The 11,767-nt window shown below is 62.0% G+C and carries 13 protein-coding genes; 6 read left to right on the top strand and 7 right to left on the bottom strand.

Annotated features, from left to right (window positions below; translation table 11 throughout):
* The first annotated feature begins 1 nt into the window (after position 1).
* Positions 2–409 (top strand): hypothetical protein, encoded by a 408-nt coding sequence (locus BS629_RS27710; protein WP_018242455.1) that lies wholly within the window; start codon positions 2–4, stop codon positions 407–409.
* Between the two features lie 51 nt (positions 410–460).
* On the top strand, positions 461–1,453 hold the full coding sequence (locus BS629_RS27705) for a dihydroxyacetone kinase subunit DhaK (protein ID WP_018242456.1): 993 nt from the start codon (positions 461–463) through the stop codon (positions 1,451–1,453).
* A gap of 16 nt (positions 1,454–1,469) precedes the next feature.
* Here the strand turns inward: BS629_RS27705 and BS629_RS27700 are convergent, their stop codons facing one another.
* From BS629_RS27700 to BS629_RS27690, 3 genes are all read right to left on the bottom strand, one after another.
* On the bottom strand, positions 1,470–2,138 hold the full coding sequence (locus BS629_RS27700) for an esterase family protein (RefSeq protein WP_018447241.1): 669 nt from the start codon (positions 2,136–2,138) through the stop codon (positions 1,470–1,472).
* A gap of 159 nt (positions 2,139–2,297) precedes the next feature.
* Positions 2,298–3,257 carry an acetylxylan esterase gene (locus BS629_RS27695; protein ID WP_018242457.1) on the bottom strand — a complete coding sequence of 320 codons (960 nt, stop codon included), beginning with the start codon at positions 3,255–3,257 and terminating at the stop codon, positions 2,298–2,300.
* Positions 3,258–3,319: 62 nt separating this feature from the next.
* Positions 3,320–3,958: an NAD(P)H-dependent oxidoreductase gene (locus tag BS629_RS27690; protein WP_018242458.1), complete on the bottom strand. Its 639-nt coding sequence runs from the start codon at positions 3,956–3,958 to the stop codon at positions 3,320–3,322.
* A gap of 93 nt (positions 3,959–4,051) precedes the next feature.
* Between BS629_RS27690 and BS629_RS27685 the strand changes: the two genes are divergently transcribed.
* Together BS629_RS27685 and BS629_RS27680 are read left to right on the top strand one after the other, a co-directional pair.
* A complete protein-coding gene (locus tag BS629_RS27685) occupies positions 4,052–4,723 on the top strand; it encodes a TetR/AcrR family transcriptional regulator (protein WP_018242459.1) in 672 nt (223 codons plus the stop codon).
* A gap of 42 nt (positions 4,724–4,765) precedes the next feature.
* Positions 4,766–6,283 carry an epoxide hydrolase family protein gene (locus BS629_RS27680; RefSeq protein WP_018242460.1) on the top strand — a complete coding sequence of 506 codons (1,518 nt, stop codon included), beginning with the start codon at positions 4,766–4,768 and terminating at the stop codon, positions 6,281–6,283.
* Between the two features lie 65 nt (positions 6,284–6,348).
* Here the strand turns inward: BS629_RS27680 and BS629_RS27675 are convergent, their stop codons facing one another.
* Positions 6,349–7,131: an alpha/beta fold hydrolase gene (locus BS629_RS27675; protein WP_018242461.1), complete on the bottom strand. Its 783-nt coding sequence runs from the start codon at positions 7,129–7,131 to the stop codon at positions 6,349–6,351.
* 368 nt (positions 7,132–7,499) lie between these two features.
* Between BS629_RS27675 and BS629_RS27670 the strand changes: the two genes are divergently transcribed.
* A complete protein-coding gene (locus BS629_RS27670; protein ID WP_018242462.1) occupies positions 7,500–8,186 on the top strand; it encodes a GntR family transcriptional regulator in 687 nt (228 codons plus the stop codon).
* A 6-nt stretch (positions 8,187–8,192) separates the two neighbouring features.
* Here the strand turns inward: BS629_RS27670 and BS629_RS27665 are convergent, their stop codons facing one another.
* Positions 8,193–8,588, bottom strand: a complete 396-nt coding sequence (locus BS629_RS27665) for a hypothetical protein (protein WP_018242463.1) — start codon at positions 8,586–8,588, stop codon at positions 8,193–8,195.
* Between the two features lie 123 nt (positions 8,589–8,711).
* Positions 8,712–9,323: an O-methyltransferase gene (locus BS629_RS27660; protein ID WP_026188427.1), complete on the bottom strand. Its 612-nt coding sequence runs from the start codon at positions 9,321–9,323 to the stop codon at positions 8,712–8,714.
* A 283-nt stretch (positions 9,324–9,606) separates the two neighbouring features.
* On the opposite strand from BS629_RS27660, the gene BS629_RS27655 reads away from it, so the two are divergent.
* Positions 9,607–10,377 carry a siderophore-interacting protein gene (locus tag BS629_RS27655; RefSeq protein ID WP_018242465.1) on the top strand — a complete coding sequence of 257 codons (771 nt, stop codon included), beginning with the start codon at positions 9,607–9,609 and terminating at the stop codon, positions 10,375–10,377.
* Positions 10,378–10,554: 177 nt separating this feature from the next.
* On the opposite strand, the gene BS629_RS27650 is transcribed toward BS629_RS27655, so the two are convergent.
* Positions 10,555–11,766, bottom strand: coding sequence for an FAD-dependent oxidoreductase (locus BS629_RS27650; RefSeq protein WP_018242466.1), 1,212 nt, complete (start codon positions 11,764–11,766; stop codon positions 10,555–10,557).
* Between the last annotated feature and the right edge of the window lies 1 nt (position 11,767).

Here is an 11,767-nt window from a genome sequence, read left to right as displayed (position 1 = left end):
GATGGCGCGCGAAGACATAGAAGACGCCATTATCGCCTACAAGTCCATTCTGGCGCAGATCATCGACAACAGGCCATCGGGCACGCGCCAGCGACTGGCGACGGCGCTTGGAAAACATCGCAGCTTCGTCACCCAGATCACCAGCCCGACCTATGCAACGCCGCTGCCGGCGCGCCATCTCGCGACGATTGTCCGCGTCTGCCATTTCAGCGCTGCCGAACAGGAGCGCTTTCTCGAAGCCTATCAGGCCGCCCATCCCGGCAAGTTGCCGGATCTCGGCCATTCCGAGAAATTGCGACACCTGTCGCTGATGGTGCCTGATTTCGGCGACGACAGGAAAAACCGCCTGCTGGAAGAGGCGATCTCAGATCTGGTGCAGAAAATCGTCGCGATATCGGGTGCGGAATGACGAGTAAGCTGGTTGACGTAACGTAACGCTTTTGGCCTTGGGAGAGGCTTGATGAAGAAGTTCATGAACACTGCGGAAACCATGGTCGCCGAAAGCGTCGAAGGCTTCGTGCGCGCCCATGAGGCCTTCGTGGTGTTCGGGCCTGAGCGCAGATGCATCCGCCGCCGCCATCTCACCCCTGGCAAGGTGGCGCTTATATCAGGCGGCGGCGCCGGCCATGAGCCGATGCATATCGGCTTCGTCGGACACGGCATGCTGGACGCCGCCTGCGTCGGCCATATCTTCACCTCGCCGACGCCGGGTCAGATCATCGCCGCGATCGAAGAGACCGATACCGGCGCCGGCTGCCTGCTCGTGGTCAAGAATTACGACGGCGACCTGATGAATTTCGAAATGGCAATCGAAATGGCCGGAGATCGCCACAGCCTCGACATGGTGGTCGTCAGTGACGATATCGAAACATCGAAGATCGGCGAAGGCAGAGGCCGACGCGGCGTCGCCGGAACGCTGGTCGTCGAAAAGATCCTCGGCGCTGCGGCCGAACGCGGCATGACACTTTCCGCATTGAAGCAGCTTGGGGAAGGTTTGAATACGCGCATCCGCTCAATGGGTGTGGCGCTGAATGGCGTGACGGTGCCGCAGACCGAGCGCACCACATTTTCGCTCGGACCCGACGAAATGGAGATTGGCGTCGGCATCCATGGCGAACCCGGCCATGCCAGGCAGCCCTTCGCCGCCTCCGACGCCATCATCGGCCATCTCTGCCAGACCATCGCCGGCGACATCGCGGCAGCGCCAGGCGCCAAGGCGTTGCTCTTCGTCAACGGCCTCGGCGGCACGCCGCCCGCCGAACTCTACCTCGCCTATAACGGCGCCCGCCGTTTCATCGAGGAAAGAGGCATCCCGATCGAGCGCTCACTGGTCGGAACCTACGTCACCTCGCTCGACATGCAGGGACTGTCCGTCACCCTTGCCTTACTGACCGACGAGGAAATCGCCCTCTGGGACGCGCCGGTGGCGACGGCGGCTTTGCACTGGCCGTGACGGCATCCCAAGGGTGTCAGATGTAAAGCGCTGCCATCTTCCTCCAGGCGCCGGCACGGTGGGCGCGTCCGTCCCAGACATGCAACTGATGGCCGACATTCTTCTCGCCAAGCAGCCGGCTGAGATAGCGGTTGTTGTCGAGGAAAGGATCGGCATCGCCAATGGTGAGAACGATGTCGAACTGACGCAGCCTGTCGAGCCGCCAGTCGTCGCCAAGTCCGGGCAGGAAATGCGTCGGCGTGTGGAAATAGACGCTGTCGTCGTAATAGCCGTCGAACAGGTCGCCGAAGGATTCCACCCTCATCGTCAGGTCGTAGCGGCCGGAAAAGGCGACGAGCTTGCGGAAGAGATGCGGATGGCGAAAGAACAGGCTTGCCGCCTGGAAGGCGCCGAGGCTGCAGCCATGCACGATGGTGCAGTCATGCGAATTCTTCGCCGCCATCAGCGGCAGCACCTCATTCAGGATGTAATCCTCGAGCGCACCATGCCGGCGGATGCGCTCGGCCGGGTGACGGTGAAAGCCATAGAAGGTTTCTGCCGCCAGGCCCTCGATGCAATAGAGCTGGAGATGGCCGGCCCCGAGCTTGTCTGCGAGGCTCGCGACCAGCCCGAGCTGTTCATACTCGAAGAAGCGCCCGTCCCGCGTCGGAAAGACCAGCACCTTGGCGCCGGCATGGCCGAACACTACAGCGCCGCGCGTCTTTTCAGACGCGCAAAGGACGCTGTAGCACTTTGAATGGCTGCATAATTTTGTCCGTAAATCGAGTCCGATTGAAGGAATTATGCAGCAGCATCTCCATGTCTCGATGCAGCCGCTGACTGTACCAGCGCAGATATTCGCGGTTCATGGCACCCTGAAAAACTGTCCCACCTTGTCGCGGAGAACCGCCTCTTGCTCAGCGCTGCCAGGATAGTCGAAATGCCCGGCATCCAGGATGAAGATTTCATTAAATTTCGGTAGCGCATTTGCGACAGCGAACTGACAGGGTGGCGCCACCGAAGGATCGAACAGCGCAACGGCAACCAGCATCGGCACCTTGATCCGCGAAGCGGCCGTTGCCGCATCGTAGAGCCGAAGCGTCTCGAGCACATCTGCGTGTTCCTTATGATACTCCTGCACCGATTGCGCGCTGCCGACGGTCGGCAAGATCAGCCGCAGCGGCTGATCCCCGAAGCTCGGCAGCGCAAGGTGACCGCGATCGATGCGCTGGTCGTAAGCGATCGCCATCGCCCCGACACCGCCGCCGAAGCTGATTCCGCTGTAGCCGATATGCCCCGAAAGCCAGGGATAGAGCGCAACAAGTGTCGAGACGGCAAGCCACAGATCTTCGACGCAGCCGCCGATGATATAGGATTTCGGCTTGTCGATATCGTGGAGCACATGCCAGGAGGGATTTTGCGAGATCGGCGGACGAGCGCTAAGCGACAGCCCGCGGCAGCAGGGAAAAAGCACTGCCGTTTCCTTGACCGGCAGATCGAATTCAGGCCGATCCCGCCCGCCATAACCATGCCCGACGACGAGGCCGCGCCGCACCTCCCCCTGACGCGGCAGGATGAGCCAGCCGCCGATCCTGAATGACCCGGTCGAGATATAGACGAGATCATGCACATGCCAGTCGGGATGGCTGATTTTGCTCCGGCGCAGCACCGGCTGCGGATCGACCGTCAGCGCCCTGAGATAACGCGCTTCCCAGAAATCGTCGAAACCCTCAGGCGCCTCGGGCTGCTTGACGGCAAGGAGGTCTGCGAGCTGCTTGCCGTAGGTCGGATCAAAGTCGAAGGGATGTGTCGTCGGAATACTCATCCAAGGCTTGTCTCGTGAAAAGGCCGGCGGCGCAAGACTCTGCCTTAGCCAGCCGATAAACCTTACCGGAACTCGGGCACCTTTACGCGGTCAGTCGCCTCGTATCGCCTGGATGTGTCGAAGAGCCTGCGGCCAACGGCGCGCGCAGTCTCCAGATGGGCGGCCGCATGGTTCGGTCCGGCTTCGAGCAACAGCTCCGATGTCACGACGCGGGCGCCGCAATAGTCGAAGATCCCGTGATCGATCTGCGTCTTCATGGCGCCGAAATAGCCGTGCCGCACATAGGTCCCGGCATCGGCGCCGCCGAGGCCGACCAGATGCACCGGCAGGCGGCCAAGCAACTTCACCAGCCCGGTATCCGGGCGATCGTCGTAAGCCCAGCCATTGGTGAACACCCGGTCGATCCATCCCTTGATAAGCCCCGGCATCGACCACCAGTAGACGGGATAGACGAGCACCAGCGCATCGGCGCGGTCGACCCTTGCCTGCTCGGCGGCAACGTCGGCGGGCAGCACCCCTTTCCTCAGATGCAGAGCAAAATCGGCCGCGGTGAACCGGGGATCGAAGCCCTCGGCCGCGAGATCGGCAAACTCGACGGAATGGCCGGCATCGGAAAGTGTGACACCTTCGGCAAGATGGGCGGCGACGCGGTGGGTGAGCGACTGGGGATCGGGATGCGCGACGACGATGAGCGCGTGCATGGCGAAAACTCCTGCTGAATGATTGCGGATGGAAGACGCAGCCTGTATACCTTTGGTAAGCTACTTTCAGTAAGTTACTTTTGGTATATAGCGATGTCAAGCGCCGAAACAACAGGTCAGCCGACCGATCCGCAACCGCGCCGCCGCCTGTCGCGTCAGGATCGGCATCGCCAGTTGCTCGACGTCGCTTGGCAGATCGCCCGTGACGAGGGAACGGAAGCGCTGACCCTCGGCCGGCTTTCCGAGCGGGCCGGTGTAACGAAACCCGTGGTCTATGATCATTTCGAAACCCGCCCCGGCCTGCTCGCAGCGCTCTACCGCGAATTCGACGCCCGCCAGACGACTGTGATGGACGCAGCCCTTGCGGCAAGCCAGCCGTCGCTTGCCGACCGGGCCACAGTCATCGCCACCTCCTATGTCGACTGCGTGCTGCTTCAGGGCCGCGAAATCCCCGGTGTGATCGCAGCACTTGCCGGCTCGCCGGAACTCGAAAGGATCAAGCGCGAATACGAAGCGGCCTTCATCGAAAAATGCCGCATCGCGCTTTCGCCCTTTACCGGTGCCGGCACGATCGCCGCAGCCGGCCTCTGGGCCATGCTCGGCGCCGCCGAAGCCCTCTCCTATGCCGCCGCGTCGGGCGACATCACCGCCGTCGAGGCAAAGAACGAACTCTTCGAAACCATCGTCGCGATGGTGGCGAGAAGTATGGGCGGCGGCACGCATCCCGATCACCTGCGCAATACGGCCGGCCTCGCATCGAGATGATCCGGCGGGAATAGCTGTATCGAATCCACCGCCCGCTTCGCCATGGAACTCGGTTATTTCGCGACCCTGGTGAGCGACGCGACGGCCGCCTTCTCGCACCTAATGATGCGTGCGGCGCAAAAGCTGAACGGCCCGACCTACGCCCATGCTATTCTGACGATGGCCGAACTTATCGAAGTCTTGCCCAAGGCGTCTGCTTCAAAGGACAATGCCATGACCATGCTCTTCAAACTGCTCACAAGTGCCAGCTCGGAATCCCTGAACCGCGACCGGCGCAGGTTCCTGACCACCGCGGCGATCGGGATTGCCGCCGCGGGCGCGACCAGCCTGTTTCCGTCCTATCAGGCATCGGCTGCCGCGGGAGATGCTGTCCGCCCGTTTCGCGTCGACACTCCCGAGGCGGACCTCCTCGACCTTCGCCGGCGCGTGCTGGCAACACGCTGGCCCGAACGCGAGACGGTCGACGACCAGACGCAGGGCATACAGCTCGAGAAGATCAAGCCGCTCGTCGATTATTGGGGCACCGGCTACGACTGGCGAAAGGCGGAAGCGAAGCTGAACGCGCTGCCGCAGTTCATCACCGAGATCGACGGCCTAGACATCCACTTCATTCACGTCCACTCGAAACATCCGAATGCCCTGCCCGTCATCATCACCCATGGCTGGCCGGGATCGATATTCGAGAACCTCAAGATCATCGGCCCGCTCACCGATCCGACCGCTCATGGCGGACGCGCCGAAGATGCGTTCGACGTGGTCATTCCGTCGATGCCGGGCTACGGCTTCTCCGGCAAGCCGACCGGCACCGGCTGGGGGCCGGACCGCATCGCGCGGGCCTGGGCGGAACTGATGAAGCGCCTCGCTTACAGCAGCTACGTCGCCCAGGGCGGCGACTGGGGCTCGCCGGTCTCCGGCGCAATGGGACGGCTCGCGCCACAAGGTCTGCTCGGCATCCACATCAACCTGCCGGCTGTCGTGCCGCCCGAAGTTGCCGCGGTGCTCGCCGCGGGCGGGCCGGCGCCGCAGCGACTCTCCAGCGAGGAACGCGCGGCGTTCGATGCCCTCAGCGCCGCAGCCAAGATGGGGAACAGGTCCTATGCCACGATGATGGGCACGAGGCCGCAGACGATCGGCTACGCCATATCGGACTCCCCGGCCGGCCTTGCGGCATGGACGCTCGGTCATCCAGGCTTCACGCACTGGACCTACGACAGCAGCGATCCCGAAAAGTCTCCCGACGAGGTGCTCGACGACATCACGCTTTACTGGTTGACCAACAGCGCCGCTTCCTCGGCCCGGATCTACTGGGAATATGGCGGCGGGCGCAGTCCCGTCCTTGCGGCCGGGGAGAAGACCTCCAAGATCGCGCTTCCGGTCGCCATCACCGTCTTTCCTGGGGAGAGCTACCAGGCCCCGGAGACATGGGCCCGTCGCGCCTATCGCAACCTTATCTATTTCCACAAGGTCGACAAGGGCGGCCACTTCGCCGCCTGGGAGCAGCCGGAGCTCTTCTCCGCCGAGCTTCGAGCAGCGTTCAGGCCGCTGCGCCGACCGATATGAGAGGAGCGGCGGCCCCTCGCCGCTTAGGGATGCCGCCGCGGCCCTGCCGCTTCCCGGCCTCGGCATCAGTCCCTATTCTGCCCCGCCGCCGTGAGGATCAGCTTCGTGATCTCGTCCGGGTGGGAGATCAACGACAGATGGCTGGCCTGGATTTCAATGGTCTTTGCTCCCATGCGTTTGGCCATGAAGCGTTCGAGATCGGGATTGATCGTCCGGTCCTCGGTCGAGACGGCATACCAGCTCGGCTTCGAACGCCAAGCAGCCTGTGTCGTCTTGCCGGTCAGCAGCGCCTTTTGAAACGGCTGCTGCACGGCGTAAAGAACTTTCGCCTTCGCCTCCGGCAGGTCGCCGGCGAAATCACGCAGGAAGGCTTCCTCGCTCAGCCGACCCTCGTCACCGTCAAAGACGATGCCGGCCGAAGCGGGCGGCGTTGGGAAGGTCTTGGCGAGAGCGGTATAATCCTCACCTGCATCCGGCGCCCGCGCCGCCACGTAGACGAGCGCCGAAACATCCGGGTGCACGCCGGCCTCGGTGACCATCATGCCGGAAAACGAATGCCCAACGAGAACCGTCGGGCCGTCTTGTCGGTCGAGCACCCGCTTCACGGCAGCGACAGCCTCGGGCAGCGTCGTCAGCGGGTTCTGTACCGCCGTGGCATTGAGCCCAGCCGCCTGCAGGCGCGCGATCACCTCGGTCCAGCACGAGCCGTCGGCAAACAGTCCGTGCGCCAGCACGACGTTGCGCGCCTTCAAGGGAGCGGATGTCGCGGCCATGCCGCGGGTGGCAAGCAGAGAAGCGGCGGCGCCGGCAACAAGGGCGGCCGAGAAAGTCCGTCTGTTCATCATCATGATCTGGCTCCTTGTGCGTCCAGGAATTGAAGGATCGAAAGCATGTCGGCTCGGGACCGAAGAACGGAAGCCAAGTCAAAATCGGTTGGTCTGTGATGCCGTGTCGGAACGGTTCGCTTTGCCCGGCGGGCGCTGGCCCTCGTCGCGTTGCGGCTCCCGTCGTACTCAAATTCGGTAATTGAAGCGGCTCGTGTATGCAGAAGCCTGCTCGCTGGAGATTTATGTATTCCCATTCGATACAAAGTCAATTATTGAATACGTAACACCTTCGTGATGCCATAAGTGTATACGTTGAGCGGCAAGCACAGTCGCATTTGCATACACAATCGATCGAGCCGTCGATGTTGAAACAGATCGGAGATAACGGAATGGAGAATGGTTTCGAAACCGAGGATGACGGTGATGATCGCGGCTTGCTCTCCGATCGCATTCGCAACGCCCTGACGGACGAGATCGCCGCCGGCAGGCTGGCGGCGGGCGCAGCGTTGGACGAACAGCAGCTTGCCGATCGTTTCGGCGCCTCCCGCACGCCGGTTCGCGAAGCGCTGCGTCAGCTGGCGGCGGGCGGCCTCGTCGAGCTTCGCGCCCGGCGCGGCGGCGTCGTCGCCCGTATGACGCCGGAGCGCATCATGGAGATGTTCGAGACGGTGGCCGAGATCGAGGCCGTCTGCGTCAGGCTCGCGACCTACCGCATGACGCCGCTGGAGCGCAGCCGCCTGATCGAACTGCACGAGCTCTCACGGCCAATCGTCGAAAGCGGCGACGTCAACGCCTATGATAGCTTCAACCGTCAGTTCCACGAGACCATCTACTGCGCCACCCATAACGGCTTCCTCGCCGAACAGGCGATCGCCATCCGCAACCGCCTGAACGCCTTCCGACGCACGCAACTGCGCCAGGGCGAAAGGCTGAGCCGCTCCCGCGACGAACACGAGGCCATCATGCAGGCGATCGCCGAAGGCGACGGCGAGATGGCGTCACGGCGCATGCGCGCCCATATGCTCAACGCCGCCACCTCGCTCAGCCGTTTCATCGAGGCCAACAAGCCAGCGTGAATCTCCCTAAGGAATCGGGCAGTGGTATTTATAATGAGCCATGGTGGTCATCAACTCGTCGCCGGTGGCCCCGCGTATGCCGGGATTCTCCTCCAGGAACGTGCATAGCGTATTGCCGATCGCTTCCGCCGTAGTTCCGACTGGGATACAGACGTTGACACCAACGGCGATTGCAAAATGCGCCGAGTTCACCATCCTGCTGGGTCTGGGAGCGGCTTCGGTAAAAATGCGACGAGCGAGTTGCTCATCACTATTCCATTTGTCCAACCAACCGGCAACATACCCGACGACAAACTGCCGGGACTCGCTGCAATCAGAATAGAGAACGTCACCGCTGGAAAACCCGGCTGGAATCTTTGCAGAAACCGTTGCCAAAAGGGTGGCGACAAGAATGCCCGACATCACATCTCCAAAGCTCGCAATAACGCAGAGCTTTGATCGGGAACGTGTCGGAAATTAGCTTAAAACGTGTCTTCTTTTTTTCTGCAACCAAAAAACAAAATGACAGCTAATCTCACCTCAGCCTCAATCGAACCGACTGACCTCAAGCCCGCTGCCGACCGGCAGCAGCACGCTTGATATCCCTGGCTTGGCACGGACAGCCTCACCATAGCGTTTGAGATCATCGCCTCCCGGGCGCAGCATGTTGTCGGCGACGATGATCGCGCCCGGATTGAGCTTGGGATAGAAGGCTTCGAGGCAGGGAACGTAGAGATCCTTCCACAGATCCACCAGCACGAAGTCGATGCCGGAGGAAAGCGCGCCGATCATCTGGACGGCATCCCCGACCTTGAATTCCACATACTCGGCAAGCCCTGCCCTGACGGCCATGTCGCGTGCGTAGGCAGACTTGTAACCGTGCATTTCCATGGTGATCAGCCGCCCGCCGGAAGCGCGCGCGGCTTCCGCCAGCCATATCCCGGAATAACCAAAGGAGGTGCCGAGTTCGAGGATCGTCGGCGCCTTGAGGCTCCTGGCGAGGATATTGATGAACTGCCCAGTCTCCGGCCCGACTGCGCGCAGCCGCTGATCCTGTCCTCCGTCGCGGCCGCCCGGAGGCAGTTCGCGCGGGCTGTTATGCTCCGTCTCGATCATCGCGTGATAGATGTCGAGCACGTCCTGGATTCCGCTGCCCATTGTCTTCTCCATGACCGCCTGCACGAAATTCATGCGCGTTGAGCAGATGATCATTGCCCGACCGAAACACCGCCGGAAAGTTAAACTTTGGCAATTATCGCCCTTGTTGGCCACCTTGCCGTTGCACATGCCGCCGGCGTCGGTTACATCATGCGCTCAATGGTCGGGTCACCCGGCCACGTAAGCGTTAACGTCACTCAACGCGTATGATCGAACGGCTTTTGCGGCTTCGATCTGCGCGACTATGTCCTGCGGATCGAGCTTCAAAGCCCCGGAAGGACACATGGATAACAATCAACTCAAAGAACAGACTTCACCCGCCCCTGTCATCGAGCGGATCCGCCACGACACGCGACGGCGCACCCTGATGGTCGAAAGCGTCATCGACATCACCCCCGGCATGCGCCGCATCGAATTGACCGGCGGCGATCTCGCCGACTTCACCAGTCTTGCACCCGATGACCACATCAAGATTTTCGTACCGGCCACCGATGGCGGGGAAGAACGCCGTGACTACACGCCGCGCCGCTACGACAATGCCGAACGCAGACTGACCATCGACTTCGCCTTGCACGAGGCAGGCCCCGTGACCCAATGGGCGATCGACGCGCGCCCCGGCGACAGGCTCGAGATCGGCGGACCAAGGGGCTCCGCCGTGGTTTCGAAGACAGTCAAACGATGGCTGCTGATCGGCGACGAAACGGCACTGCCGGCAATCGGCCGCCGGATCGAGGAGAGCAGTGCCGGAACCGTCATCACCACAATCGCAGCCGTCACCGGCCCGTTGGAAGAGCAGGTCTTCACGACATCAGTCGAACTGCACATCCACTGGGCGCATCGGCCTCTCTCGCAGGCAACGGATGCCGCAGCGCTGCTGAAATTGTTGAGCACGGTCGATATCCAACCGGAAACCTTCATCTGGGTCGCGGCGGAAGCCTCGGTAACACGCGATCTCCGCGCCTATCTGCTGGAACGAGGTTGCCCGCTCGGCTGGATCAAGGCATCCGGCTATTGGGTGTTCGGCAAGGCCGACACGACTGAGAAATTCGGCTAGGGGTCATTCCACAGATTCCATTGGTGACGCGCGCTCACTCACTTCGCTCCGGATTTTATGATCCGAAGCGATCCGATGGATGTGAAGGGGTATGAATTGAGCGAAGTCCCCGCATCTGCCGGAACGCTGCGGCAGGTGGGCGTCCGCAACTGTGAGCACCGGGCGCCAACCACCGACTTATCGAAGGAGATCGACCACGCGGCGGGCAGAACCCAATGCGAGCGTCCATCCCAACATGCCGTGGCCGGCATTGATGTAGAGACCTTTGATGCGTCGGGAGGCGGCGATCATGGGCTTGGAGGTCGGAGTCATGGGCCTCTCGCCCGACCATCTCGTCAGTTCGTCCGATCGGTCGAAAAGATCGGGCAGCACTGCGGACGCGGCCAGCTTGAGCGTGTCGAAACGCCCGACATCAAAACCGGCTCCGGGACGCTCGATGTCTGCCAGTCCGGCAACACGAAAACGGTCGCCGATTGCCGCAAAGGCAAGCTTTCGCTTGACGTCTGTCAGGCTGACACTTGGTGCAAGGCCGGATCTTGGAATGGTGAGCGAGTAGCCTCTGACGGAGCGTATGTCCCGGGCCTCGGGCAGATCGGACACGAGGGAACGGATCTGCGGTCCTGCGGCGACAACGGCGGCGTCGACGTGAAGCTCGTCGCGATCCTCGAACCTCAACCCTGTCAGCACCCCTCCCGTTTGGACAAAGCTCGAAACCCTTCTGCCGAAAAGCGTCGACACCTGCCCGCGCCCGATCATCCAGGCGGTCAGCTGGCGGCAAAATTCGGCCGCATCGCCGAGGGCATCATCCGGGGTATAAACGGCGCCGGCAATCTCTCCCTGATACGCGGCAAGCGCCGGTTCGATGTTTTCCGCCTCCATCCGCGTCAGCAGGCGCTGTTCGAAGCCAAGGGCATTCTTGCGCACGACACTGGAATGGGCGGCAGCAAAACTCTGCCGGTCGGCGTAGAGATGCAGCTTTCCGGCGACACGGTAATCGAATTCGACATCGGTTTCCTTAAGCAGGATCGCGAGTTCGTAACGGGATTGCTCGGCGAGGCGCAGGATATCCTGCGTATTGTTCCACCAACGCCTGAACGGGGTATTGGCAATAAATTTCAGCCCCCAACGCAGAAAGTCCCGGTCGAGTTGCCAGTGGATGCGGAAGGCCGGATCGCGCCCCATCGCAATGGCTGGCAGATGCTTCAGCAGGGCTGGCGATGCCATTGCGTCACCGTAGGCCCAGGACAGTTGCGCGGCGTTGCCGGCACTCGCCCCCGTGCCCGGCTCGCCCGCCGCATCGACAAGTGTCACATCATGCCCGGCCCGGGCGAGAAGATAGGCCGACGACACGCCGATGACGCCGGCGCCGATCACCGCAACGCGCCCCATC

Source organism: Rhizobium leguminosarum bv. viciae USDA 2370 (assembly GCF_002008365.1).
In the GTDB taxonomy this organism is placed as follows: domain Bacteria; phylum Pseudomonadota; class Alphaproteobacteria; order Rhizobiales; family Rhizobiaceae; genus Rhizobium; species Rhizobium leguminosarum.
Note: the sequence above shows the minus strand (reverse complement) of the source record. Positions and strands in the feature narration are given on the sequence as shown.